Origin of the sequence: Dongshaea marina (assembly GCF_003072645.1) — a bacterium.
Classification (GTDB): domain Bacteria; phylum Pseudomonadota; class Gammaproteobacteria; order Enterobacterales; family Aeromonadaceae; genus Dongshaea; species Dongshaea marina.
This window is the reverse complement of record NZ_CP028897.1, coordinates 5000203-5026405: the sequence shown is the minus strand read 5'-3', so window position 1 is coordinate 5026405 and position 26203 is coordinate 5000203. Positions and strand designations below refer to the sequence as shown.

At 52.8% G+C, this 26203-nt stretch carries 29 protein-coding genes and 1 pseudogene; 22 read left to right on the top strand and 8 right to left on the bottom strand.

The annotated features are described in order from the left end of the window. The first annotated feature begins 17 nt into the window (after nt 1-17). Nucleotides 18-1349, top strand: coding sequence for a hypothetical protein (locus DB847_RS23615; RefSeq protein WP_108652867.1), 1332 nt, complete (start codon nt 18-20; stop codon nt 1347-1349). A gap of 10 nt (nt 1350-1359) precedes the next feature. Next, nucleotides 1360-1764, top strand: a complete 405-nt coding sequence (locus tag DB847_RS23610) for a type 2 periplasmic-binding domain-containing protein (protein WP_108652866.1) — start codon at nt 1360-1362, stop codon at nt 1762-1764. Between the two features lie 308 nt (nt 1765-2072). On the opposite strand, the gene DB847_RS23605 is transcribed toward DB847_RS23610, so the two are convergent. Both DB847_RS23605 and DB847_RS23600 read right to left on the bottom strand, forming a co-directional pair. Next, complete coding sequence (locus DB847_RS23605; protein ID WP_108652865.1) at nt 2073-3095, bottom strand: oxidoreductase; 1023 nt, start codon at nt 3093-3095, stop codon at nt 2073-2075. Nucleotides 3096-3170: 75 nt separating this feature from the next. Next, nucleotides 3171-4040 (bottom strand): LysR family transcriptional regulator, encoded by an 870-nt coding sequence (locus DB847_RS23600; protein ID WP_108652864.1) that lies wholly within the window; start codon nt 4038-4040, stop codon nt 3171-3173. A gap of 148 nt (nt 4041-4188) precedes the next feature. On the opposite strand from DB847_RS23600, the gene DB847_RS23595 reads away from it, so the two are divergent. Together DB847_RS23595 and gloA are read left to right on the top strand one after the other, a co-directional pair. Next, nucleotides 4189-4698 carry a lactoylglutathione lyase family protein gene (locus tag DB847_RS23595; protein WP_108652863.1) on the top strand — a complete coding sequence of 170 codons (510 nt, stop codon included), beginning with the start codon at nt 4189-4191 and terminating at the stop codon, nt 4696-4698. 94 nt (nt 4699-4792) lie between these two features. Further along, nucleotides 4793-5165: pseudogene (gene gloA, locus DB847_RS23590) on the top strand (lactoylglutathione lyase). A gap of 52 nt (nt 5166-5217) precedes the next feature. On the opposite strand, the gene DB847_RS23585 reads toward gloA, so the two are convergent. The 5 genes from DB847_RS23585 to DB847_RS23570 all read right to left on the bottom strand — a co-directional run bounded on the left by DB847_RS23585 (nt 5218) and on the right by DB847_RS23570 (nt 8192). Then, on the bottom strand, nt 5218-5532 hold the full coding sequence (locus tag DB847_RS23585) for a hypothetical protein (protein ID WP_108652862.1): 315 nt from the start codon (nt 5530-5532) through the stop codon (nt 5218-5220). 273 nt (nt 5533-5805) lie between these two features. After that, a complete protein-coding gene (locus tag DB847_RS24625) occupies nt 5806-5970 on the bottom strand; it encodes a hypothetical protein (RefSeq protein WP_159084826.1) in 165 nt (54 codons plus the stop codon). Nucleotides 5971-6111: 141 nt separating this feature from the next. Further along, a complete protein-coding gene (locus DB847_RS23580; protein WP_108652861.1) occupies nt 6112-6420 on the bottom strand; it encodes a VF_A0006 family four-cysteine protein in 309 nt (102 codons plus the stop codon). 252 nt (nt 6421-6672) lie between these two features. Continuing rightward, on the bottom strand, nt 6673-7755 hold the full coding sequence (locus tag DB847_RS23575; protein WP_108652860.1) for a class I SAM-dependent methyltransferase: 1083 nt from the start codon (nt 7753-7755) through the stop codon (nt 6673-6675). A 50-nt stretch (nt 7756-7805) separates the two neighbouring features. Further along, the gene (locus DB847_RS23570) at nt 7806-8192 is read right to left on the bottom strand and encodes a hypothetical protein (RefSeq protein ID WP_108652859.1); all 387 of its coding nucleotides are present in this window, start codon (nt 8190-8192) and stop codon (nt 7806-7808) included. Nucleotides 8193-8310: 118 nt separating this feature from the next. On the opposite strand from DB847_RS23570, the gene DB847_RS23565 reads away from it, so the two are divergent. From DB847_RS23565 to DB847_RS23480, 18 genes are read left to right on the top strand one after another with little or no spacing between them, the layout of a single operon-like run. Next, entirely contained in the window at nt 8311-9024 is a 714-nt protein-coding gene (locus DB847_RS23565; protein ID WP_108652858.1) for a beta-ketoacyl synthase chain length factor, read from the top strand. Then, a complete protein-coding gene (locus DB847_RS23560; protein ID WP_108652857.1) occupies nt 9017-9784 on the top strand; it encodes a lysophospholipid acyltransferase family protein in 768 nt (255 codons plus the stop codon). The genes DB847_RS23565 and DB847_RS23560 overlap by 8 nt, the downstream gene beginning before the upstream one ends. After that, on the top strand, nt 9777-10031 hold the full coding sequence (locus DB847_RS23555) for a phosphopantetheine-binding protein (protein WP_108652856.1): 255 nt from the start codon (nt 9777-9779) through the stop codon (nt 10029-10031). Before DB847_RS23560 ends, DB847_RS23555 begins: the two co-directional genes overlap by 8 nt. Nucleotides 10032-10041: 10 nt before the next feature. Next, nucleotides 10042-10290 carry an acyl carrier protein gene (locus DB847_RS23550; protein WP_108652855.1) on the top strand — a complete coding sequence of 83 codons (249 nt, stop codon included), beginning with the start codon at nt 10042-10044 and terminating at the stop codon, nt 10288-10290. Next, nucleotides 10290-10862, top strand: coding sequence for a COG4648 family protein (locus DB847_RS23545; RefSeq protein ID WP_108652854.1), 573 nt, complete (start codon nt 10290-10292; stop codon nt 10860-10862). Before DB847_RS23550 ends, DB847_RS23545 begins: the two co-directional genes overlap by 1 nt. After that, nucleotides 10859-12193 (top strand): AMP-binding protein, encoded by a 1335-nt coding sequence (locus DB847_RS23540; protein WP_108652853.1) that lies wholly within the window; start codon nt 10859-10861, stop codon nt 12191-12193. Before DB847_RS23545 ends, DB847_RS23540 begins: the two co-directional genes overlap by 4 nt. After that, complete coding sequence (locus DB847_RS23535) at nt 12190-12543, top strand: ApeI family dehydratase (protein WP_108652852.1); 354 nt, start codon at nt 12190-12192, stop codon at nt 12541-12543. Before DB847_RS23540 ends, DB847_RS23535 begins: the two co-directional genes overlap by 4 nt. A gap of 41 nt (nt 12544-12584) precedes the next feature. Further along, entirely contained in the window at nt 12585-14222 is a 1638-nt protein-coding gene (locus DB847_RS23530) for a glycosyltransferase family 2 protein (RefSeq protein ID WP_234418466.1), read from the top strand. Next, nucleotides 14215-15750 (top strand): HAL/PAL/TAL family ammonia-lyase, encoded by a 1536-nt coding sequence (locus DB847_RS23525; protein ID WP_108652850.1) that lies wholly within the window; start codon nt 14215-14217, stop codon nt 15748-15750. The genes DB847_RS23530 and DB847_RS23525 overlap by 8 nt, the downstream gene beginning before the upstream one ends. Beyond that, a complete protein-coding gene (locus tag DB847_RS23520; RefSeq protein WP_108652849.1) occupies nt 15750-16169 on the top strand; it encodes an acyl-CoA thioesterase in 420 nt (139 codons plus the stop codon). Before DB847_RS23525 ends, DB847_RS23520 begins: the two co-directional genes overlap by 1 nt. Then, nucleotides 16160-16810, top strand: coding sequence for an outer membrane lipoprotein carrier protein LolA (locus DB847_RS23515; RefSeq protein ID WP_108652848.1), 651 nt, complete (start codon nt 16160-16162; stop codon nt 16808-16810). Before DB847_RS23520 ends, DB847_RS23515 begins: the two co-directional genes overlap by 10 nt. Beyond that, entirely contained in the window at nt 16797-19109 is a 2313-nt protein-coding gene (locus tag DB847_RS23510) for an MMPL family transporter (protein ID WP_159084824.1), read from the top strand. Before DB847_RS23515 ends, DB847_RS23510 begins: the two co-directional genes overlap by 14 nt. Then, on the top strand, nt 19106-19687 hold the full coding sequence (locus DB847_RS23505; protein WP_108652846.1) for a DUF3261 domain-containing protein: 582 nt from the start codon (nt 19106-19108) through the stop codon (nt 19685-19687). The genes DB847_RS23510 and DB847_RS23505 overlap by 4 nt, the downstream gene beginning before the upstream one ends. Continuing rightward, nucleotides 19687-20871, top strand: coding sequence for a beta-ketoacyl-[acyl-carrier-protein] synthase family protein (locus DB847_RS23500; protein ID WP_108652845.1), 1185 nt, complete (start codon nt 19687-19689; stop codon nt 20869-20871). Before DB847_RS23505 ends, DB847_RS23500 begins: the two co-directional genes overlap by 1 nt. Beyond that, nucleotides 20858-21316, top strand: coding sequence for an ApeP family dehydratase (locus tag DB847_RS23495; protein WP_108652844.1), 459 nt, complete (start codon nt 20858-20860; stop codon nt 21314-21316). Before DB847_RS23500 ends, DB847_RS23495 begins: the two co-directional genes overlap by 14 nt. Before the next feature lies 1 nt (nt 21317). After that, entirely contained in the window at nt 21318-22043 is a 726-nt protein-coding gene (locus tag DB847_RS23490) for a 3-ketoacyl-ACP reductase FabG2 (RefSeq protein ID WP_108652843.1), read from the top strand. Further along, nucleotides 22040-23263 carry a beta-ketoacyl-ACP synthase gene (locus DB847_RS23485; protein ID WP_108652842.1) on the top strand — a complete coding sequence of 408 codons (1224 nt, stop codon included), beginning with the start codon at nt 22040-22042 and terminating at the stop codon, nt 23261-23263. The genes DB847_RS23490 and DB847_RS23485 overlap by 4 nt, the downstream gene beginning before the upstream one ends. Then, nucleotides 23256-23960, top strand: a complete 705-nt coding sequence (locus tag DB847_RS23480; RefSeq protein ID WP_108652841.1) for a 4'-phosphopantetheinyl transferase family protein — start codon at nt 23256-23258, stop codon at nt 23958-23960. Before DB847_RS23485 ends, DB847_RS23480 begins: the two co-directional genes overlap by 8 nt. Nucleotides 23961-24148: 188 nt before the next feature. Here the strand turns inward: DB847_RS23480 and DB847_RS23475 are convergent, their stop codons facing one another. Continuing rightward, nucleotides 24149-25978: a cation:proton antiporter gene (locus tag DB847_RS23475; protein ID WP_108652840.1), complete on the bottom strand. Its 1830-nt coding sequence runs from the start codon at nt 25976-25978 to the stop codon at nt 24149-24151. Nucleotides 25979-26203 lie beyond the last annotated feature (225 nt).

The window sequence follows — 26203 nt, the reverse complement described above, 5'->3', positions numbered from 1 at the left end:
TCAAAGGGAGAAGCTCCATGGAGTGGAAAAAATATATTTGGCTACCCTTGTGCTTAGCAGTGCCCCTATTAGCCCAGGCTAATCCCACACTCGAAGCCAAGATCAAGCTACTGGAACAGCAGCTCAAGGCCCTGAAGGCCGAGGTGATGAAGACCCAGGCCCAGCAGAAAAAGGTAGTCGCCGAGGTTAAAGAGGCGAAGCAGCAAACCGAGCGAGTGGTGGCTCAGGCCGACGAGGCGAGCCCGATGGATAACTTCAACGTCAACGGCTTCTTCTCAGGCTCGGTAGCCAAGGCCAGTAATGATGTGGGTTATGCCGGGGTCAAGGAGAAGGTGGATACCGAGCAGCGCTCACTGGTGGGCCTGCAGATGCAGTACAACTTTACCGATGCCACCAGCATCACCACCCAGATCGTGGCCCGCGCCTATCAGAACTGGAAGCCCAGGTTTGAGTGGGCTTTTCTTAAGCATGGCTTTGATAACGGCCTGAGCCTGCGCGCCGGTAAACTGCGGATGCCGCTCTATATGTATTCGGACTACCTGGAGGTCGGCTATGCCCAGCCCTGGGCGCGACCACCCGGCGAAGTCTATGATGCGGTACCTCTGAGCTCCTATACCGGGGGTGACTTCATCTATGATCTGGATCTCGACTGGGGAACCCTGACCTTCCAGGGATTTGCCGGAGAAACACGGGTCGATGAAGAAGACAGTAGTTTCGGTGCAGATTTCACCTTCGATAACCTACTGGGGATGAATGTGAACCTGAACTGGGATGAGATGAACTTCCGCGCCGTCTACGCCCAGACCAATGTCACCGCCAATAACCCAGCAGATGGCACGCATAACATCTATGCTCCAGCATACGTTGGATACTGGCCATCTGCTACCTATGGAGCGGCAAAAGCAAATCAAATTATAGCAACAATGGATGGTAGTCAGGGGTGGTTTGGAGGTATCGGCTTTAGCTATGACGATGGCGAGTACCTGGTAATCTCCGAGTTGGTGCGGGTTCAGGTCGCAGGCATGTACCCGGATAACGACGGGGGCTACCTGACCCTGGGGTATCGAATTAACGAGTTTACCCCCTATGTGAATGCCGCCTTTATGCGCACCAATGATAACGGCAACCGGGCAAGCAGTCCGGTATCATCAGCATACTTTGATGGACGCCGCACCAGCTATTCAGTGGGGACCCGTTGGGACTTTATGGATAACCTGGCCCTCAAGGCGGATATCACCTACTCCGGCTGGTTTGGTGGCACCAATGGTCAGCTATCCGGCCTGATCGCTAGTGAAACTGGTGCAACCCACACCATGGTGTATAGCCTGGTGCTGGACGCAGCTTTTTAGGAGGTAGATGATGAAACTATTAATATCACTACTCGTACTCTGCTGCTCCAGCTTTGCCATGGCTGAAGTGGTGGTTATCGGTAACCCCAATGCGCCTCAGCTAACCAAGAAAGAGGCGCAGAAGCTATTCCTTGGCAAGATCAAAAAATTGCCGGGAATCGGCCGGGTGCAACTGCTCTCCCTGGAGGAGGGACCAACCCGGGATTACTTTAATGTGAAACTGCTGCGCAAGCGTGAGGCACAGCTCAAGGCCTACTGGGCCAAGCTGCTGTTTACCGGCAAGGCGGATCCACCCAAGACTGTGGGTAATTCCGAGGTGATGCTGGCCACTGTGGCCAATAGCCCCAACACCATCGGCTATATCGACAGCAAGGATCTCAACGATTCGGTGAAGGTGCTCTACACCCTAAAGTAGCTAAGGGTTAATCATTAAAAAGGGTCGCAATAGCGACCCTTTTTATTTTATGGCTGAATGCGGTCTTTCCCGCCTCCTCCTGTCCTTCTGTTTCCAGGACAATCTATTTGCCATATTGGCAGTGATTTTGTGCCTTCACCTCAGATGCCGGGTGTGCTCGGCAGCGCCTGACTTTTGTATCGCCAAAAGTCAGCAAAAGCTCGCTTCGCGCGATCACATCCATGTGCTCGAGCTCCCCAACTCGCCACCCCTGACTCGAAAAATGACGTTGCCGGAATAATACAAAAAAGAGCCACACCCTTGTTATTTTACTGCTGATCGCAGCTTAGGGTTCTTCCCTCCCGGGAGCTTTGTTCGGCAAGCTCCAGCAACCGGATACACTCAAGCGCTTCAGCGGCCGGAACCGGTAGTGAGCCCTCACCTCGGATCGCAGCAGCCAGCTCCAGGTAGTAGTGCTGATAGCCGCCGGTAACTGACTCTATCGGCTCAGAACCAAGCTCGGTATTCAGGATTCCGCTCTCGACATCCTTAGCCCAATCCCCGACAGGCTCGATTCCGTCACGCAGCCTGTCCTCCTGAGGATCCAACCCCTGTTTGGTGTAAGAGCCAAGGGTGCCCTGGGCCACAAAGCGGTTAAAGGTCCCTGCACAGAAGGGGCTTGAGTGCAGCACCAGCTCTTTATCCGGGTAGTGCAGCACCACATGGAAATAATCACAGGTCTGAGAGCCCGGGCGCATCGCCCTGAGACTTGCGGTGAGCTGCTGCGGGGTACCGAGCAGATGAAGGGCCTGATCTAAGAGGTGCGATCCCAGGTCAAACCAGATCCCGGTGCCCTTTCCGGGTTGCTCACGCCAACGCTCTCTGGGGATGGGACGAAAACGATCGAAGTGAGATTCCAGAAACTTAAGCTCCCCCAATCGACCTGATTCAATCAGGGCCCTGAGGGTCACAAAGTCACTGTCCCAGCGCCGGTTATGATAGACACTCAGATGGCGCTGCTGCTCAGAAGCGATCTTAATCAGCTCCTCCCCCTCAGCAGCAGTAGTCACAAAGGGTTTTTCCAAAACCACATGCTTACCCAGGCCCAGCGCCTTGGCAGCCAGCTCGAAATGAACATCATTGGGAGCCGTGATCACCACCAGTTCAGCATCGGTCTCATCCAAAAGCTGGTGAGGATCGGAATATCCCTGCACCTGTGGGTAATCCTGATTAAGCTCCTGCTGTTGGCGAGTACTTACTCCAACAACCTTAAAATCATCAATGCTATTTAGAAATGGCAGGTGAAATACTCTGGCAGACAGGCCATAGCCGATGACGGCGCACTTGATCATCAAAACCTCCTCATCCATTGCGGTGATACGAGACGAGTCTTGAAGAATATCAAACCACAAAGCGGGAGTGAGTACTCACACCCACCCTCTGGAAAGCTCAATGATTTTCTCATAGCGAGCCGCCAGGGGCTTGTAGCTGCGGCGAATTTGATACACAGACTCCTTCACATCAGGGTGAGTCAGTATAGTCAGTGCAGCGGAGTTTGGATAGTGATCGACCACAGCCTGGGGTACCACAGTAAAACCCAGTCCCTCCGCTACGGGATCGATAAGCATACCAAGCTGGTTGATTGTACCGGATAGCTTGAGTCGTGCCATGCCCTGAAACAAGCTCCCATAGCAGCTGCTCAGCATCAACTCTGCGTGGTGAAAGCCATCGGGATGATTGATAAACCCAAGGGTCTGCAGCTCGCTGAAGTCGGCACCTGACAGATGCCCTGGAGTCACCAGACACAGGGGCATCTGCCCGACACAGTCTGACTGGATCTGAGGATGATCCGGCAAAGAGGTCACCCATCCCAGATCAACCCTGTCATGGATGATATCCTGGATAATCCGCTGATTCGGAGCAACTTCAAAGTGGATCGAAAGCTCCGGATGGCAGGCTTGCCAAGCCAGAAGCCTGGGATAGAACTTAAGAGAGAGCGCCCCCGGGCTGGCTAAGCGGCAGCTCCCGAGGAAGGGATCGTCAATCACCAACTGTTCTTTAAGATCGCGCTCTTTTCCAAGCCACTCCAGGGCAAATTGATAAACTTTGTGTCCGGCAGGTGTGAGCTCAAACTGCTTACCATGGCGCTCAATCAACTCCGCTTTATAGTAGGACTCGAGCTTCTTAATATGTTGGGTCACCCCGGGCTGAGTCATCGCCAGCCTCTCGGCCGTGCGGGTGAAATGGCCGGTTTCAACTAAAGTCGCAAAGGTCTTAAGCCAGTTGCTGTTTACCATGGGCTATCACATAACAGAAAATTATTATTTTTATAATAAATGATAATTTCACATGCACAACGCTTGTGATTAATCTTTGCTCATCGAAAGGGCACGCCAGACAGAGCAGAGCCCATTTAGCGACCAAGAGATTAACCAGGAGCTTATTATGAACCAGCAAACTACTTTTCCACGTACCTTCTCACACATAGGGATCTCGGTTCCCAACCTTGAGAAAGCCGTTGAGTTTTACACCCAGGTGATGGGTTGGTATCTCATCATGGAGCCCACCACAATCACAGAAGATGATAGTGTCATCGGAGTGATGTGTAGCGATGTGTTCGGTCCAAACTGGGGAGAGTTTAAGATTGCGCACCTGGCGACCGGTGACAAAATTGGCATCGAGTTGTTTGAGTTTCCAAACTCACAGCAACCAGAAGATAACTTTGAGTTCTGGAAAACCGGTGTCTTCCACTTTAGCGTGCAGGATCCGGACATCGAGGGGCTGGCAGCCAAGATAGTTGCAGCCGGAGGCAAGCAGCGGATGCCGATTCGCGAGTATTATCCGGGAGAGAAGCCCTATCGCATGGTGTATATGGAAGATCCCTTTGGCAACATCATTGAAATCTACAGCCACAGCTATGAGCTGACCTACTCGGCGGGGGCTTACCAGGATTAATCCAGGGTTACTTCGCTCCACTGAGACGGAGTAACAGTTACCTCACTTTCCGCAGGCGTTAGACCCGCCTGCGGCTAACCCTTGAAGGTTACTCATGAAAATACTACATACCATGCTGCGGGTTGCTGACTTAGAGCGATCCATTCACTTCTATACAGAGCTGCTCGGGATGAGTCTGCTGCGTAAGATAGACAACACAGAATATCGCTATACCCTGGCCTTCGTGGGCTATGGCGACGAATCTGAGGGTGCCGTTCTGGAACTGACCTATAGATAGTTATCAGCTTGGTGACGCCTATGGACACATAGCCATCGAGTCCGAAGATATCTACCAGCAATGTGAGCAGATAAAAGCCGCTGGTGGCCAGGTGACCCGCGAGCCGGGGCCTGTACTGGGAGGCACCACTGTGATCGCCTTCATTGAAGACCCGGATGGTTACAAGGTCGAACTGATTGCAGCCCAATAAAAATAAGGGCCAGCAACTAAAAAATCAAAGGGCCATCGATGGGCCCCTTTGATTATTTTCCGGCAAGGTGCTCGGGTGGAACAGGTCCACCCTGGCGGCGAGTCAGGTAATCCGCGTATCGGCGCCTCGCTCCCTTAAGGCTTCGCTTCTCGACTGTCCTGAGAGTCACCAGCACCCCCTGCTCACCGTGGGAGAACTCAACCCGGGCCAGCTCAGAGTCAGGGATCAAGCCATTAAAACCGATCCGAACCTCTTTCCAAACCTGCAAACGATGCTTTCTGCTATACCAGAGATAAGATACGATCAGCAGCACTATCACAGCCAAACCGAGGCCGCTCCAGATCGGATGAAGATGGTGTAACAACATGCAAACTCTCTTTGAATTTTTCCCAAAGCACCGAATGCTATCATGCGCGGTTCAAAGAGCGAGGGTTATCAGGTATTGATCGCGCGTTTAAGCGTCATTCCATGGCGCTTTTCAGTCATTGAGCAGCAAAAGCCCTGCATCATCGGACTATGCTCACGCTGAACTAACGAAGGGGGTGAAACATCTGTCTCTCACAACTATCGGGTGCCGAGCAGGCTCTTAATCTTGCTCAATGACACCCCGCGGGGCGAGGTGCCCTATTAAGCTCAACGGCTACAAAAAACCTTGGGCTCGGTTAAATGCCCCCAAGATCCCAAGAACCCCGGGAGCCAATAAGAATGCACCGGCAATTGCCAGGGCACCAACCACCAGCATGGCGTTTTTAATAAAATACTTCCCTGTTGACTCCTGATTAAGAACTGCTGTTTTAGTATTCATCTGTGATCTCTCGATGTTAGCTGCGGCATTGATAAATAAAAATCTAACACCTGAGACTTAACAGAAGCTCAATCGACTCGCATTCTCGGCCAGACGAATCAATAAATTTGACTCTCCTAATGCACAAGAAGGCAGGTTTCTTTACCAGAGGCTTCGATACTTTTGCTCACAGCTCTTCTTCATTTCCCGAAGGGCGATCACATTATTCACAGTCGCTGAACCATCCAGAATACATTGGTAATAATTGGTGTCATCATCCCCCAGTAAAGAATAGGAGTCATGCAGCTCACTACAGGCATGCTTCGCCTCCCGGGCAACCGCCTTATCCTCAATGGGATACACGTACTGGCTGACACACTGATCATAAGATTTCTCATCGGGTATGCTGGCCAGCACATTGGATGAAGCCAGCAGAGGAAATGCCAAGGTTATTAATTTTTTTATATTCACGTGCTGTTTCCCTCAGTGATGAAAAAACTCACCTTAAACCTTGAGATGCCAAAAAGACAATAGCAAGTGATGGGATAAGTGCTGTGAAGAATCAGTTAACAGGGAAGTGATATATCAAATTCTTTTGTTGGGGAATATAAAATGAATGCTGACCTAACTTCGAATGATTGTAAGCACCCACATACATTGTTACCCAATATAGATGGGAAAACCCAAGTCACCATCACAAAGAGCGGTGACTTGGGTTACAAGTTACTCCTCAGGCCTTAAGCAACAACGCAGCAGTGTGTGCCCGGCCCCGAGATTATCCGTATCCTGCTCGACCACCAGCCCTGCTTGATGCAGCAAGTGGATCATATCTTTGGAGTGATACATCCGGCTGTTACCGTTAGCCATGCAGCTAAAGTAGAGCGAGGTTGCGTTGACGCTATAGGCCGCGGCCTCAAACGCCTGGCGATCCCAAAAGGTCTCCATGATATACAGGCGACTGTTGCGATCCATCTTTTGGGCAACCTTGCGCAAAATAGCGAGGATCTGAGATTCGCTAAAGCAATCGAGAAACTGGCTCATCCAGACTCTATCCAGCTCATCCGGAAATAGGTTGCCCTCATCAAGCAGGTTGGCCTCCAGCCCATCGATTCGCCCCTCATAGCCTGCGGCCTTGACCGCATCCCGCATCAGGGCAAGCTGCTCGGGAAGATCCATGATGGTGAGCTGAACATCGGGATCGTGGCGCACACACTCAAGGGCCCACTTACCTGTATTCCCCCCCACATCCAGGATATGCCGGGGTTTATCGGCAAAGATAAGCTCCAGGGCCTCGGGGAAGGAGCGGTCAGAATAGTAATGATCAAAGTCAAACCAGCTCTGCCTGGCAGGCTCGGGCAAGATCCCAAGGGCCGGGTAGATGGTCTCCCAATCCCCAAACACTTTTAGTCCGCAGGGCTTCTCTTCACGAATAGCCTCCATCAGGTGAAATAATCCCTGATAACAGACATCCTGACTGAAATTTAGGTTCGCCTGAGTCATGGGATCGCTCAGCAGAAACATCCCCACCTTATCCAGGACGTAATACTGATCCTCTCGCAGCCATACCAGACGGCAGCTCAACCCCATATCCAACAGGACCTTGATCCCATACTCAGAGATCTTCAGCTCCTCGGCCAGCGCGCAGACCGTCTCTCCCTGCTTACCCTTTTGTGAGATAAGCTCAAGGATTCCGAGGCGGACCAGCGCCACTGTCGCCTGAAACGCAAACGGAGCAAAGGCGATACGCTGCGCATCGGTGATCGCCTCCAGCGCCGAGCGCTGATCCGGCTGATTATAAAATTGCATAGAAAACCCAATAAAAAGGAGCCTTTCGGCCCCTGTTGTTAAACCATCAATTAGTGAGCGTGCAGGTTCTGATTGATATATTTGTTTAGATTTCTGACCCACTGGTTATATTTCGGATGGATCTGACCATCCTTATAATTGAGGTTGCTGCTATCCAGATAGATAATACTGTAGAGCTTCTGATTATAGCGAATCGTCACCTCAGCCTTGTGGGAGCGCAGATAGAGGGTCCCGATCATCTGGCCCGGCTTTTGCGGCACTATGGTCCAGCCCAGCTGTGAGCCTGCGGCGATAATATCATTTTGGATCTGTTTCATCGTCAGCCCGGCCGGAATAGGATAGTTATCCATATTCATCACTGGTTGAACACGACTACAAGCCGTTAACCCTAAGGCCAGCAGCAGAACAATAAAAAGCGAACGCCATCTGCGTACCATGATTATCTCCTTGTTAACTATTTCAATGCCACTCAATACCTAAAACTCGTTCAGTTTACCCGAAGCACGGGATCACGTAACATACTGCACTCACTTTTTCCTGCACTCTTTCATACTTATGTCTATCGCACTTAGGGTAGTGGATTGGGAAGCATGGGCTCCGGGAAAGGAATCTAAACACGATTGGCTCGATAACCAGATTGCTGAGCCGGCCTCCCCGATCCCAGGCGCAAAAAAAATTCCTCCGATGCAGCGTCGGCGGATGAGTCCACTCACCAAGTCGGCACTACAGCCTGCCCTTGAGCTTTGTGAGCAGCAGATGCCTGATTATGCCATCTTTGCCTCCCGCCATGGAGAGATGCCAAGAACCTACCAGCTGCTTTGTGCGATCGATGACCTGGAGCCCCTGTCTCCAACCGCCTTTTCCCAGTCTGTGCATAATACGGCTGCAGGGCTGTTTAACATACTGAAAAAATCTCAGATCCCCACCAATTCGATCGCCGCCGGGGTCGATACTTTTCCAAGAGCCTGGCAGGAAGCTCAGGCCTACCTTGCCTGTCATCCGGACAGAAGTCTGATGCTGGTCTATTTTGACGAACCACTGCCCGTACCTTACCTGGAATTTTGTCCCGAGCCCAAGAGCCCATTCTCTCTGGCTCTACACCTTGTCGCCGCTCCCGCAGGGATCCGTTTAAGCCAGCAGCAGGAGTCAGCCGGACAGGAATCATCCGGGCTTCATCCCAGGCTGTTCCTTGAATGGCTCCTTAAGCCATCTGAATCGCTCAGGATTCAGAAAAGCTCACGACTTTGGGTATGGTCCCAAGATGCTTAACTATAGCTGGCGGCTCTTTGCTACAGGTCTGTGCTTCTTCCTGTTCTTTAATGGTGGGCTATTTCTTGGCACCTCGATTTTACCCATCATTGGCCTATGTAGCAGGGATCCACTCAACAGAAGCCGGCGAATCCAAAAAACCATTGCCATCAGCTTTCGCTTGTTTGTGTGGTTGATGCAAACCCTGGGAGTAATTCGCTTTAGTTTTCAGGGAGTGGATAAGTTGCGTGCCGACCGGGGTTGCCTGCTGGTGGCCAATCACCCCACCCTCATCGATTATGTGGTGATCACCTCTTTGCTGGATCAATGTAACTGTATCGTCAAACAGACTCTCTGGCAGAACCGCTGGTTAAAATGGGTGATTCGACTCGCCGGGTATATCCCCAATGTCCAATCCGATCAGCTACTCCAGGCCAGCAGACAGAGTCTGGATAGCGGTAACCCGTTACTGATCTTCCCAGAAGGTACCCGCAGTGAGCCTGGAAAATCTCTTAAGATGCAACGGGGCGCCGCTCACCTGGCCTTAAGGCTAGATAAACCACTTCGCCTGATCCATATTCATTGCTCACCTTCGACCCTGACGAAAGCTGAAGCCTGGTACCAGATACCAAAGAGTGGAAAACCTCACTACCAATTGAATATTGGCGATAGAATCGATCCCAATAAATTCTATAATGAAACGCAGCATACTTCGGTCGCGGCTCGTCACCTGACACGCTACCTGGAACATGAGCTAGCAAAGGAGCGGGTAAATGAATGAACTCGAACTTGAGATAAAACAACTAATAATTGATGTCCTGAACCTTGAGGATATGACCCCGGATGATATTGAAACCGACGCACCGCTATTCGGAGATGGTCTTGGACTTGACTCGATCGATGCGCTTGAGTTGGGTGTTGCGATAAAAAAACAGTTCAATATTACCCTGAATGCTGAATCAAAAGAGACCAAGGCTCACTTTTTCTCAGTGAAAACCCTGGCCCAGTTTATTGCTCAAAATAAATAGTAGGTGAACCATGCACAGCAGAGATGAAATATTTAATGAAATATCCAAGGCAATGCAGGAGCTTTTTGAGCTTGATGCTGCGCAGATCACCCTGGAAGCCAGCCTGTATGAAGACTTGGATCTCGATAGTATCGATGCCGTCGATCTGGTAGTTAAGCTTCAGGACATGACCGGCGAAAAGATCCAGCCGGATCAGTTTAAAAGCGTTCGAACCGTCAAGGATATCGTTGATTCGGTGGAGCAGCTGCTTCAGGACTAATGCGCAAGCTGCTCTCGGTCCTGATCGCAATTCTGATCTTGCTCTACCCGTTAGCGATCTACTTCGGACTTACGTTTTCAAGCCCCTCTAAGCTCGGCGTACTTCTGGCCGGGCTTTTTGTGCTTCGGCTCTGGGTCAGTCCGAATCCAAGACTCAAAGAGCTTAAGGGCCCCATGACCTTTGTCGCGCTGGCGGGCGCGCCGCTGGCGCTCTACTCAAGCATCAGCAATACCCCCCATGGATTCCTGTTCTACCCTGTGGTGGTTAACGCTATTTTATTACTGGCTTTCGCTCAAACCCTGATCCGCCCACCCAGCATGATCGAGCGTTTTGCCCGAACCATGGATCCCGACTTTCCGGATAGGGCGATTCCCTACACCCGCAAGGTCACCTGGATCTGGTGCTGCTTTTTTATCTGTAATGGATCGATCGCCCTGTATACCGCACTATTCAGCTCACTAAAAACCTGGAGCCTGTATAATGGCCTGATCTCCTACCTCATCATGGGAGCTATCTTTGCCATCGAATTTGCGGTTCGTCTCCACCTTAAAAAACGCTCACAATCACAATGATCACTCACTCCATCTATAAGGTGTCGCATAGCAACCGGCATGGTTTGCTGGCATTTGGCTCTCATGAGGTAAGCTACCAACAGTTTCATCAACAGCTTGCCTTGTTGGCCACAGAGTTACGGCAGCAACCGGCTCAGCTCTGGCTATTAAACCTCGAAGACAGCTACCTGTTTTGCCTGGCTCTGTTTGCCTGTCTGCATGCGCAGAAGACCCCGGTGATGCTGCCCAATAACCAGCCCGGAACCTTGCAGCAATATAGAGATCACTATGAGCAAGAGCTGAATGAGCACACACTTGGGCAACTGTTGCTAGGGGAAAATCAGCCTCTGCCGCTTAAGCCCCTGACGCCCGAGCAGCAGCTCATTCTCTACTCCTCCGGTTCAACCGCCGCGCCCAAAAAGATAGTCAAGAGCCTGCAGCAACTGGATGATGAGATTCAGGTTCTGTCAAAACAGCTCGGTCCTTTTCCGAATCCGTGTCGCTTTTATGCCAGTGTGTCTCACCAGCATATCTATGGCTTGCTGTTTCGGGTACTGCTGCCCCTGTGCCTGGGCCATGCCTTTGCCAGAGAGACCCTGGAATATCCGGAGGAGCTCCTCGCCATCAGCCAGCAGCAACATCACGCGATAGTGATCTCCAGCCCAGCGCTTCTCAAACGCCTGGATCAGCAGGCGGCAGGTCCTCTGGCTCAGCTCATCTCCTCGGGCGGCCCTCTTCCCTATCAGGCGGCGCAAATAGCCCATAAGTTGTTTGGCCTGCTGCCTACGGAGATCCTCGGCAGCACCGAAACAGGAGGTATCGCCTGGCGCCAACAACATCAAAGTGACTCCCCCTGGACTCCGCTCCCCGAAGTCGAAGTCGGAATCGACTCATCCACGGGCTGTATGACGGTAAGCTCCCCCTTTGTCAGCGAACCCTGCCCCTACGTCAGCGCGGATCTGATGCATTATGTGGATGGACAGCGTTTCCTGCTCGATGGCAGAGCAGATCGCATCATCAAACTGGAGGAGAAGCGGATCTCCCTGCCAGAGATTGAGCAGAGGTTAAAAATGGATCCCTGGATCGCAGAGGTCGCTATCATCCCGGTCAACCGGGAGAAAAGAATTATGATCGGAGCCATCATCAGACTCACGACTCAGGGGGCAGAACAGTTCGCACAGCAGGGAAAGCTCGCCCTGAACCGCCGTTTTCAGCAACAGCTTCGACCCTATATCGAGCCTATCGCAGTTCCCCGGTTATTTCGCTATCCTAGCGACATTCCGGTAAATGCGCAGGGTAAGCTGGTCTTTACCCAGTTACAGGCGATGTTTGAGAGTAAGGAACATCCATGAAACTCCCGATTGTTGAGCAGCAACAACTTGATCACCCCGAGGCGATCCTGAGTCTTGAGCTTCCCGGGGAGCTCCTGTATTTCAAGGGACACTTTCCAGATCACCCGCTTCTTCCCGGGGTGGTGCAGATCCACTGGGCGATCCACTATGCCAAAGAGCTTTTACAGCTCGATAGTGAATTTGCTGGCATGGAGGTGATCAAGTTTCAGAATATCCTCACTCCTGAGCGCAAGGTCCAGCTGAAGCTACGCTGGGATCAGAATAAGCACAAGCTTCATTTCAGCTATATCGATCCCGATAGCCAACTATCTTTCTCTTCGGGCCGTATCAATTTTAGCGCCATATCATGAAGCCCTGCCTGCTCATTCCCTGTTACAACCATGGTAAACCCTTGAGTACTACACTCAAGGCTCTCGCCTACCTGGACCTTCCAATCCTATTGGTCGATGATGGCAGTGATGATGAAACCAAGGCACTGATCCGCCAGGCGATCCTTTCTTCGAAGCAGCAAATAGAGCTGGTGACCCTGCCACAGAATTTGGGTAAGGGAGGAGCCGTCATCGCCGGCTTTCATCGGGCGCAGGATCTGGGCTATACCCATGCCCTGCAGGTGGATGCTGATGGTCAACATGATCCCAAGGATGTGCAGACACTGCTGGAGCTCGCCCAACAGAACCCAAATAGCCTGGTGAGTGGCCAACCCGTATATGATGAGTCGGCTCCTAAGAGCCGCCTCTACGGCCGTTATGTGACCCATTTTTGGGTCCTGGTCGAAACCTGGTCCCGCAGCATAAAGGACTCGATGTGCGGCCTGCGAGCCTATCCCCTGGATCCATGCCTCAAGTTATGCGAAAAAAAACCGCTGGGCCTTCGCATGGACTTTGACGTTGAGATCATGGTGCGCCTGTATTGGGAGGGTCTCGATTTTAAGTTTTTTCCAACCCGGGTCCACTACCCGGAAGATGGCTTATCCCACTTCGATGCCTTCAAAGATAATGTTCGCATCTCCTGGATGCATACCCGGCTGTTTTTCGGCATGCTCCCCAGGATCCCCCGGCTATTAAGGTATAGACGGCGTAATAAGAGATCCCACTGGTCTAGCACTAAAGAGCGTGGCTCAGCCCTTGGGATCCGGATCTTACTCCTCAGCTATCGACTGCTGGGGCGTCGCGGTTTTTCACTGCTAGCCTACCCTGTGGTCGGCTATTTTTACCTGACGGGGACCCGGGCTCGAAGGGCCTCAAAAGAATACCTTCAGAGAGTCGCAATGCAGCGTCAGCTATCAGGAATCGCTCCACAAAAGCTATCGAGCTTTCGCCAGTTTATAAATTTTGCCTACTCGGCACTGGATAAATTTGCGGTCTGGGTGGGGGATATTCCCCCCGAGCGGGTCGAGTTTCCCGATGTCGGGGTGCTAAAAAAGCAGATGGCAACCGGACGGGGAGGGGTTTTAATTGGCTCTCACCTTGGAAACTTTGAAATTGCCCAGGCAGCTTCTCATGTGGCGCCTGAGCTTAAGCTCAACATTCTGACCTTTACCGAGCATGCCCAGAGCTTCAATCAATTTGTTGAAAACATAGGGTGCAAGGGCAATGTTGAACTCATCCAGATCTCTGAGCTTGGCATAGATACCGCCATGATGCTTCAGGAGCGGGTCGACCGGGGAGAGTATGTTGTGATCATGGCAGATCGCACCGCCCCCGGAACACCGGAGCGAACCCTCAAGACCCCATTCCTCGGTGAGCAGGCTCACTTCCCTCAGGGAGCTTTTATTCTGGCAGGACTACTGGATTGTCCTGTTTTCCTGGTGTTTTGTGTCGCAGATCAACAAGGCTACACTCTGCACTGGGAGCATTTTGCCAACACCTTAAAACTGGCACGCAAGGAGCGTCATGAACAACTTCATCAGATAGCAAACCGCTACGCACAACGTCTTGAGTATTACTGCCTGCGCTATCCTGAACAGTGGTTTAATTTTTACGATTTTTGGGCTGCGCCCCAACAAGACGGAGAAACGCCTCATGAGTAACCCCATTACCTTTGGTGATACCCAGATAACCATCGAAGATATAGTCTCCATCGCCGTTGAGGGCACCAGGGTTGAGCTGAATCCATCGCCAGCCTTTCGCAAGAAAATAGATAAGGGTGTCGCCTTTCTTGACTCGATCTTGGACGAAGATGGGGTGATCTACGGCGTAACTACGGGGTATGGGGACTCATGCACGGTTTGTGTACCACCTCATCTGGTTGAAGAGCTGCCCATCCACCTGACCCGCTTTCACGGCTGCGGCATGGGTGATCACCTGAGCCATCCCCAAGCCAGGGCCGTGATGGCCACCCGGCTGGCCTCTCTGGCTCGTGGTGTATCCGGAGTAAGCTGGGAGCTTTTAAGTCTCATCTGTGAGCTACTCAACCGGGATATCTGCCCACTCATCCCCCAGGAGGGCTCTGTCGGGGCCAGCGGCGATCTGACCCCTTTATCCTATCTGGCAGCCGTCCTAATCGGGGAACGCCAGGTGAGCTATAAGGGTGAAATCCATCAGACCCTGGAACTGTTCGACAAGCTTGGGATTAACCCCATTCGGCTGCGTCCCAAAGAGGGCCTGGCCCTGATGAATGGGACCGCAGTCATGACAGCCCTGGCCTGCCTTGCCTATTCAAGAGCCGGTTACCTGGCAAAACTGAGTGCCCGGATCACCGCCATGATGTCGGTAGCACTCAAGGGTAATGCCTTTCATTTTGATGAAACTCTGTTTGCCGCTAAGCCTCATCCGGGGCAAAACCAGATCGCAGCCTGGATTCGAGACGATCTTCAGCACGAGAAGATGCCACGCAACTCGGATCGCCTGCAAGATAGGTACTCACTGCGCTGCGCGCCGCACGTCATCGGGGTTTTGCAGGATGCCCTTCCCATGCTGCGCCAATTCATCGAGAACGAGTTAAACAGCGCCAATGATAACCCGCTTATTGATGGTGAGGGGGAGCATGTACTGCATGGTGGCCACTTTTATGGGGGGCATATCGCCTTCGCGATGGACTCCATGAAAAACTGTATCGCCAACCTGGCCGATCTGATGGATCGCCAAATGGCCCTGCTGATGGATACCAAGTTTAATAACGGTTTGCCAGCAAACCTATCGGCCTCCTGTGCGGAGCGGGCCATGATCAACCACGGGTTTAAAGCAGTTCAGATCGGGGTCTCGGCCTGGACCGCCGAAGCCCTGAAACTAACCATGCCAGCCAGCGTATTCTCTCGCTCGACCGAGTGCCATAACCAGGATAAGGTCAGCATGGGAACCATCTCGGCCCGGGACTGTATCCGGGTTCTGGAGTTGACCGAACAGGTCGCAGCGGCCAGCCTGTTGGCCAGTAGTCAGGGAATTGCCCTGCGCCAACGCCAGCAGCAGTTAACCCGGGAACAACTCACTCCCGGTCTGCAGACCATGCAGCAACAGGTTTTTGAACACTTTGAGCTGCTGGAGGAGGATCGCCCTCTCGAACAGAGCCTGCGCCACTTTGTTGCGCTGATTCAACAGCAAACCTGGAGCCTCTATTGATGCAACTTCCCGGCAGCGAACTGGAGCTAACCATCCCCTTTTATGATGTCGACTCCATGGGGGTAGTCTGGCACGGCAACTACCTGAAGTACTTCGAAAGAGTTCGGGGCCAACTCCTGGAACAGATAGGGTTGGGCTATGCCAGCATGGCTAACTCAGACTATGTCTGGCCAATTATCGATATCAGGGTCAAGTATGTGCGTCCCTGCCGGGTCGATCAGAGAATTCGCCTGACAGCCCAGATGCAGGAGTATGAAAACCGGATCCGCATCAGTTACCGGATTGAAGATAGTCTCAGTGGAGAAAAGCTAACCACTGGCTATAGTGTCCAGGTGGCTGTCATCCAGCAGACAGGTGAGATGCTACTCGCCTCACCCGATTTTTTATTGAAAAAAATGGAGAAGTTCCAATGCGCCTGATCCTGGGATTGATGCTTCTGTGCTGGATGCTGCCGGTTCAGGCCAAACTACTGGACTCTCCTCTCACCAGCAAAACCCGTCCGGAGCTCGAGCAGATAGGTAAACGACTGGCAGCCCAGCCCCTGGTCCGAGGCAAGTTTCAGCAGGTAAGAAATCTGCGACTGCTGACGACCCCTTTGCAATCGGATGGAAGCTTCGTGCTGGCCAGGGGGAAGGGGTTGATCTGGCAACAGACAGAACCATTTGCCTCGCTGCTGACCATCAGCAAAACCAAGATGCTGCAACAGATACAAGGGCAGGCGGCGATGGAGATGACCGCCAAAGAGAACCCCATGGTCTTCTCTTTTGCCCGGGTATTCCTCTCCCTGTTTGATGGGAACCTGGATACCCTGTCCAATAACTTTGATATCTTTTTTGAGCCAGCCAATGCCGAGATCTCACACTGGACCCTCGGACTGATCCCCAACCAGTCCCCCCTGAATAAAGCGATCAAGCTCATCAGGATCCGGGGGGATAAGCAGATCTCAGGGATCACCATAGATGAGGCAAAGGGCGACAAGATGCAGATCCGCTTCACAGACATCATGGCAAAACCGACCCCGCTCAACCCGACAGAAGAGAAACAGCTTGCGCCTGAATAATCCACTGTGGCCATTGTTGTGGCTGCTGCTCGTCAGCGTTTTTGCCGTTTCCCTGGGACGCATGCTGTTCCAGGGATTTCCGCTGCAAACCAATATCCTGGCCCTGCTTCCTCATACCGAAAAGACGCCACAGGCAACCCATGCGATGGATCTGGCCACCAAAGAGCTCGGACGTAAGCTGCTCTTTCTGGTCGGAGCTGGCAAGCAGGCCGACGCAATGGCCGCCGCCGACATACTGGCAGCCAGGCTAAAAGAGACTCAGGGCTATACCTCGATTCAGTACAAGGTCAGCCCCACCCAGATGCAGGCCTATGCAAAGTTTTACTATCCGATGCGCCAGCAGCTCCTGAGCCAGGCCCAGCGCCAACAGCTCGAAGAGTCTCCAAAAAACCTGATGGCCTCTGCCATGGCGACCCTGTTCGGCCCCCTGGGCTCAGGGCGTGCGGCCATGCTCTCGGAAGATCCCTTCTTCCTGTTTTCCAATTACCTGGGCACCCTGCCGAATGCCGGTGGCAAGCTCTCTTTGAACCATAACCGGCTGACTCTCAGACAGGATGGAAAGATCTGGGTGTTTCTCAGTGCCTCAACCCTGGACTCCCCCTTCTCTCTGGCGGCACAAAAGCGCCTGCTACCTCCCCTCAATGAGACTCTGACTGAGATTGAAAAACAGTACCCCTCGGTCGAAGTTCTCAAGACAGGGTCGTTATTTTTTGCGGCGCAGGGAAGCCAATCCGCCCAGCAGGAGATCTCAACCATAGGCATTGGCTCCCTGCTGGGAGTGATCATCCTGTTGCTGGCAGCTTTTCGCTCCGGGCGCCCCCTGCTACTAAGCCTGCTATCGATCCTGGTGGGTAGCCTGGCGGCTCTGGTGATCACCATCTGGTGTTTTGGCAGCGTGCATCTCTTTACCCTGGTGTTCGGAGCCAGCCTGATCGGGGTATCGATCGATTACTCCTTTCATTTTTTTGCTGAACAATATCTCCCACAAAAAGACAGGTTTAGCGGGCTCAGGCATATCATGCCGGCGATCACCATGGGGATGCTGACCAGTGTGATCGCCTATCTTTCATTGGCAATCGCTCCCTTTCCGGGCTTGAGACAGCTGGCACTATTTTCCGCCGCCGGCCTGCTGATGGCTTTTTTCACCGTCATCGCACTCTTTCCTCATCTGGCATCCCAGCGAGTCTACTCACGACCGAACTGGCTCACCCGGGGTTGCAACCTGCTGCTCCAATGCTGGCTGCGCCCCACAACCCGCCAGTTACAACTAGGATTCGCTATCCTGATACTCGCCAGCCTGGTTGCCATCTACCATCTCAAGGCCAATGATGATATTCGGGTACTGCAATCAAGCTCCCCCGAGCTTGTGCACAATGATACAAAGCTCAAGCAGATGCTGGGATACCAGTTCGATACCCGTTTCTTTGTCGTTGAGGGTCAAACCCCTCAGCAGGTCCTGGAGCGCCAGGAAGCCCTCTTTAGCCAATTAGATCAACTTATAAGCCAGCAGCAACTGGCCAGTTACCAGGGATTAGCCAGCTGGCTGCCCTCTGTCCATACTCAGCAACAGAACTACCAGCTACTCCACAGTCGCTATCAACAATTGCTTCCCGAGTATTTCAGTAAACTGGGCCTGAAGAATCGGCAACAGGTGCTCGAAGAACTGCTATCACAGCCTTTCAAGCCCGTGGGAGTGAAACAATGGCTGGAGAGTCCGGTCTCAAAGAATCTGCATTTCCTGTGGCAGGGAGAGTTTAAGGGGCAATACGCCGGGATAGTCCTGCTGGGGCACAGCCACAGCCTACAGCTGCTCCAGCAATTACAAGGCCCACATATCACCCTGATTAGTAAAGCCGATGATATCTCGGCCCTGTTTAAACTCTACCGGCATCGTATTGCCTGGATCCTGGGAGGCGCTTACCTGGCAATCGCGCTATTGCTGCTAGGCCGCTATGGCGTAAGGCGCGCATCGATTCTGATGCTGCCCCCCCTGCTTGCCGGGTTACTAGCTCTGGGGGCAACTTCGCTAATGGGAGAGACCCTCAACCTGTTTCACATGCTGGCGCTGATGCTGGTGCTGGGGATCGGTGTCGACTACACACTGTTTTTTGCCGAAGCAGGAAAGAGACCCCTCAACACCCTGATCGCGATCGCTCTGTCGGCGGTGACCACCCTGCTCTCCTTCGGATTGCTGGCACTGTCTCATACCCAGGCGGTCCACGGCTTCGGACTTACTGTGCTGGTGGGCATTGGTGCCGCCTTTGTGCTTTCACCTCTGGTTGCAAGGAGTGATTCATGAGAAAAAACCGGATACTGCTCATCTGCGGCCTGCTATTAGCCCTCACGGCTTGCAGCAGCATCAGGCAACAAGCCCCCAGCCGGGTCACGCTGGCAAAGGATCATCCATTTACCCTGCCGCAGCCAAATAGTTACCCACAAAAGATAACAGCCACCCAACTGGTCAGTGGAAAATATAAGCAGCAAACTCATTCACTGCAGTTCCAGGTTGAGCAATCCCCGGAGCGCCTGGTGCTGGTCGGCATTAGCCCCTGGGGAGGAGAGCTATTCTCTGCTAACTGGGATGGCAAAGAGATAAAAACCAGCTCACTGCCTGCAGTATCCAAACAACTGCAACCCTTGTATATGCTGGCCGATTTTATCATCACCTATTACCCGGCGAAGGTACTGTCTCCCCTGCTTGCCAGGGGGGGGATGACTCTCCAGGACACACCTTTGACGCGCAGTGTGCTGGTCGATGGCAAACCGCTGATCCAGATTAACTATCAATATCCGGATCACTGGCGCGGCAAGATCACCTATCGACATATTCAGCGACACTATTCACTGACCATAGAAACAATTCAGGCACAACATTGATGAGCAGTATCTACATCAAGGCGCTGGGGATGATCAATGCTTTGGGTGATGAACCTGAGCAGATCCTGAACAATCTGTATTCCGCTTCACAATCCAATATACGGCCTTATCATTCGCTCATCAGTCAAAGAGGCTGTATGGCGGCACATGTCCCGACAGAACTCGAGCCACTTCCCAAGCCATTTGAAGCATGGGAGTGTCGTAATAATCGATTACTCGCTCACTGTTATCGTCAGCTGGAAGCCGAGGTTCAACACGCCATCAACATCTACGGCGCCTCCCGGGTTGGCATCGTCCTGGGCACCAGCACCAGTGGCATATCCGATGGAGAGAGTGCGGTTACCCACCTCAAACAGTACCAACAGTGGCCGGCTAATTTTCACTATCGCCAGCAAGAGTATGGTCAAATCAGTGAATTCCTGGCTGCCTTTAGCGGAGCTAAGGGTACGAGTTACACCATCTCCACCGCCTGTTCGTCGAGCGCCAAGGCCTTTGCCTCCGCCGCAAGGCTAGTTAAAAGCAACATGCTGGATGCGGTTCTGGTGGGGGGATGCGATACCCTTTGCCAGCTAACCCTCAACGGCTTTGACAGTCTGGAGTCCGTCAGCGAAGCAATCTGTAATCCTTTTAGCCAAAATCGTAATGGTATCACCATAGGTGAAGGAGCAGCCCTGATGTTACTGACCCGGGATAAGGCCCCTTTGCGCCTGATGGGAGCCGGTGAGTCCTCCGATGGTTACCATATATCGGCCCCCGACCCCACCGGAAATGGAGCAAAACTAGCGATTGAACAGGCGCTGGAGATGGCAGGAGTCACTGCGGAGCAACTGGGGTATATCAATCTTCACGGAACCGCCACTCCCAAAAATGATGCGATGGAAGCGGCCTTAATTCACTCTCTGTTTGGCTCAGACATGCCCTGTAGCTCAACCAAACCACTGACAGGACATACCCTGGGAGCCGCAGGTGCAACAGAGATTGCACTCTGCGCTCTGTTACTTCAAGATCCCCTACAACGCCTTCCGGCCCAGATCTGGGATCAGCAGCGGGATCCGGAGCTGCCAATCATCGGATTGGTCAAACCAGGCCAGACATGGAAGCAGCCCATTTTTATGAGTAACTCCTTCGCGTTCGGTGGCAGCAACGCGAGTGTAATAATCGGAAAAAACGATGAAAATCAGTGAAGTAGCCATAGAAGAGTTGATCCCCCATCAAGAGCCGATGATCCTGCTCGATCAGGCGATCGCAACTTCGGACGATAGTGTTACCTGTCAGCTGACGATCACCGAAGCCAACCCCTTTTATCAGCCCGAGGGGGTCCCGAACTGGATAGGAATCGAGTTCATGGCACAGGCCATTGCCGTGTATCGGGGCTGGCAGCTCTACCAGCAGAGACAGACACCCCAGCTGGGTTTTTTACTGGGTAGCCGCAAGTATACGGCACACTGTGAGTACTTTTTGCCCGGTCAGGTACTGCATATATCTGCCTCCCTCATCTATCTGGAAGAGACCCTGGGGAGCTTCGACTGCAATATCCACACAGAAGATGGGCAACTACTGGCAACTGGCCGAATCAATACCTTTATGCCGGAAAAATCTAAAATAGAAGAATACCTGTCAGGAAAATAATATGACTCGAACTGTACTGGTCACAGGCGCAAGCCGGGGCATAGGCAAAGCCATCGCCCTGCAACTGGCTAAAGATGGTTTCAATATTGTGGTCCACTACATGGGAAGTCAAAGTGGCGCCGAAGATACACTCTCGCAGGTTCAAAAGCTGGGTGTAGCAGGACGGCTTCTGCAGTTTAATGTTGCTGACAGGGAGCAGTGCAAGCAACAAATAGAGCAGGATATCAAGCAGCATGGCTGTTATTACGGTGTCGTCAATAATGCCGGGATCTGCAGAGATAACGCCTTCCCTGCGATGCCAGCCGAAGACTGGGATGCGGTTTTAAGCACTAACCTGGATAGTTTTTACAATGTTCTGCATCCCATCATCATGCCCATGGTTCGCACCCGTAAGCCAGGGCGCATCGTGACCCTCTCCTCGGTCTCAGGCATTGCTGGAAACCGTGGCCAGGTCAACTATGGTGCGGCAAAGGCCGGGATTATCGGAGCCAGCAAATCCCTGGCGCTGGAGCTTGCCAAGCGCAAGATCACCGTCAACTGTGTCGCTCCCGGTTTAATTGAAACCGACATGGTCAGCGATGCAGAAACCCAGCAAGCCCTGAAACTGATCCCGGCCCGGCGCATGGGGCAACCCGAGGAGGTGGCTGGCCTGGTCTCATACCTGATGTCGGATATTGCAGCCTATGTGACCCGTCAGGTGATCGCAATCGATGGAGGTCTGGTATGAAACGAGTCGTCGTCACCGGGATGAGCAGCATCACCTCACTGGGCCAGAGCTGGCCACAAATAAGACAGAGCATAGAGCAGGGTAAAACAGGGATCCGCTACATGGCCGACTGGGCCAAGTTTGATGGCCTGAATACCAACCTGGGGGGGCCGGTAAACGACTTCGAATTACCCTCCCACTATGGCCGAAAACAGGTACGCTCTATGGGACGGGTCTCCAGAATGGCAACCCTGGCCACGGAACGCGCCCTGGAACAGGCAGGCCTCCTCAAGGATCCGATACTTGAGAGTGGACAAACCGGAATATCCTATGGCTCATCCATCGGTAGCACCTCCCCGCTGTCAGCCCTGAGCACCATGCTCAATGAGCACAGCACCCGGGCGATCAATGCGACCACCTATATTCAGCTGATGCCCCACACCACGGCGGTCAATGTCAGCCTGTTTTTTGGCCTCAAGGGGCGAGTCTATACCACCTCGAGTGCCTGCACCTCTGGAAGCCAGGGGATCGGTTATGCCTATGAAGCGATTAAACATGGTCAACAAACCGTGATGATCGCAGGAGGCGCAGAGGAGCTCTGCCCGACCGAGGCCGCAGTGTTTGATACCCTGTTCGCAACCAGTGTTAAAAATGACACCCCACAGAGCACCCCCCGCCCCTTCGATCAGGAGCGGGATGGGCTGGTGATCGGTGAGGGTGCCGGCACCCTGATCCTCGAAGAGTATGAGTATGCCAGGCAAAGAGGGGCGACCATACTGGCGGAGATCGTGGGATATGGCACCAACTGCGATGCCCAACACATTACCCAGCCCACAGCTGAAACCATGCAGGTTGCGATCGAGTTAGCCTTGAAGGATGCACAACTGAATCCGGATCAGATCGGTTATGTGAGCGCCCATGGCACGGCGACCGAGCGCGGGGATATTGCTGAAACAACAGCCACCGAACGGGTATTTGGCTCAAGGATCCCCATCAGCTCGATGAAGAGCTATTTTGGTCACACCCTGGGGGCATGCGGGGCGATTGAGGCACACCTGGCCATAGAGATGATGCGTGAGAATTGGTTTGCCCCCACCATCAATCTCGCACAGGTCGATCCTCGCTGTGGATCCCTGGATTATATTCAGGATCAGGGGCGGATGATCCACACGGATCTTGTTATGAGTAATAATTTCGCCTTTGGCGGGATCAATACTTCGCTGATCTTCCGTCGTGGCTGATATCTATCTGATTAATAGCCAGGATCTGGATCCTGGCGCGCTCAATGCGGATAACTCCTGGCTCAGCACAAAAGAGCTGCAGACCCAGCACGCACTGACCAACCCCAAACGCCGTCATGAGTACCTGGTGAGCAGGCTGCTGCTGCGTCAGCTGTTGGCAAAACGTTGCAACTGTCACCCTAGTGATCTGAGGTTTATCCACAACCCGTACGGACGCCCTCAGCTTGCAGACTCAAGCCTAAGCTTCAACCTGAGCCACAGCGGCGACACCCTGGTGCTAGCCATAGCAGATGAGGGCCAGGTTGGTGTGGATATCGAGTGCAAACCAAGACCAAGAGATCCTCTCAACATCGCGAGGCGCTTTTTCTGTGAGAGTGAACAACGGATGCTGGAACAGCTGTCGCTGCAACAGCGAACTCAGAGCTTCTACCAACTCTGGACCCTCAAGGAGGCGCTCCTAAAGAGTCACGGACAAGGCCTCAACGCAGGGCTCAACAAGGTAGAGTTATCCCTGTCTACGCCCCTGAAGCTTACCAACTACCTGGATAAACACCAGTATCACCTGGCTCTCTGGCAACTCGACACAGGCTACCTTGCGGCCTGTCAACGCGACTCTCTCCCTCAATGGCAGCTCCACAAGATTACAGCCGACCTGAAGTGCCAGCCAGTTGCCCTGCCCCTGCTGACACAAAGCTGAGCCAGCCGCAAAAAACGGAGTGAAACCAATACCAGTCTCGGCGGGTTGGCTCTAACAGCAGACAGGATTCGGTTCGACTCCCAGCCGGGCGCAGAACATCCAGATAAGAGCCGAACCGCTCCGGATAAAAACCTAAAGCCAACCCCCATGAAGCAAATAATCCAAAGAGTTATCCACAAGTTATCAGGCTACTCCAGCTCCCCTGAGGATGAAGTCTCAGAGTCACCATCGCTTCGCACGATACGCTCTGAGACCAGGCTAATCAGTTGCCACTCGGCGCGAACCTGAGGCTTATTAGCCGCAGTAAACAGATGCAAGCGGCCAGCCGGATCCTGAGCAAACAGCGGAACAACCAGCTGATACTCTTTATAAAGATCCCCCATCCCAAACTGTTCAGTGATCCGGGTGGTACGGATCGATGCCCCCTGACTGATCAAGCTGGCAAGCTTGCCAAAGCTCATCCCTTCGGCAAACAGAAGATCGCCCTGATATTGATCCGCCAACTCAAGTCGCTCGCTCTGCTCCAGCTTAGCAATGGATAGAGTAAAGACCTTATTACGACCAAAGACCCCCAGGTAGTGAGCATTGATAAGAGAGCCAAAGTCAGTATGGCTGGAGAGATTAAGCACCTGCCCCAAACCACTGAGATCCAGGTGCAGCTCTGCATGCTTTGAAACCGGGTGCCCGTAAAAGCAGGGTAGATTAAGCATCCGCGCCTCACGGATGTTATCCCAGCTCTGATCCGTCATCCGAATCGCAATGCCGTTATCAGACAGCACCTTGGCTATGGTCCTGGCGACGGGATTCGCACCGATAATAAGAAATCCCCTGGCCGGAGGCGCCGCCTCCCCTAGCAGCAGAGCCAGAGGGCGCGCCGTAATACTTTGCAGAACGACAGTTCCAATAATCACCATAAAAGTCAGGGGGACCAGCAAAGAGGCTTGTTGGTATCCCAGTTCTTTAAGGTGATGGGCAAACACAGAAGCAACCGCAGCGGCGACAATTCCCCGAGGGCCAATCCAGCCTACAAGCAATCGTTGCGACCAACTCAGGGAGCTACCAAAGGTTGCAACCCACACCTTAAGAGGGCGGATCACCAGTTGTAGCAGGGCGATCAGCAGCAAGGCAGGCCAGAACACCTGCTGGATCTGTGAAAAATCCAGACGTGCAGCCAGCACCACAAAGAGCCCTGAAACCAGCAACAGGCTAAGGGTCTCCTTAAAGTCGAGGATATCTGCGATATGCACACTCTTCATGTTGGCTAACCATAGACCCATAATGGTCACTGTGAGCAGCCCGGACTCTGGCTGGATCAGATCCGATACCATATAGATAGCCAGTACAAATCCCAGAGTGGTTGTATTTTCAAGAAAATCAGGGATCCAGTGTCGCCTGAGCAGGATCCCCAGACCATAACCCGCGATACTCCCCAACCCACAACCCACCAATAAGCTATTAAGAAATACCAGCAGTGTATGGCCTGTGGATCCTGAGGCCGCTATATACTCAAACACGATAACAGCCAGGATCGCCCCTATGGGATCAATCAGGATCCCCTCCCACTTGAGAATATTTGCCACCTTCGCGCAGGGACGCACCGTCTGTAGCATGGATCCAACCACTGTGGGACCGGTCACGACCAGCATGGATGCAAATAGCAGTGAAAGATCCCATGGGAAACCAAACAGATAGTGAGCCAGAGGGGTCAAAGCCAGCAAGATGATCAGCACACCACTACTGAGCAGGCGCCGCACCACTTTTGCAACACCAGCCAGTTCATCAAACTTAAGGTTAAGGCTCCCTTCAAACAGTATGATGGCCACCGAAATCGAAACCAGGGGGAAAAGCAGGGGACCAAATACTTTGTCTGGTTGTAGCCAGCCGGTCAAAGGGCCGGCAATGATCCCGGCCAACAGCAGAAACAGGATCGCCGGCAGCCGGATCCTCCAGGCAAGCCACTGACAAACAACCCCGATACCAACGATCCCCGCCAGGGAAACTACGAGCAACTCATGCACACAAGACTCCTTTCCAGTTGAATCCTCGAATGATCCATTCTAAAGAGGCTTGCCACACATTCCCAGCAATGATCCTGCCCCCAAAGATCATTATCCTGTTAAGGATCGGGTGACAAGATGGGGATAACCAGATCCGAACCAGATCTTCCTTTAGATCATTCCACACAACAAGATCCGTAACGAAAACTCAGGGAAAAACCAAGCCAGGCAAGGGGTTCCTACGAT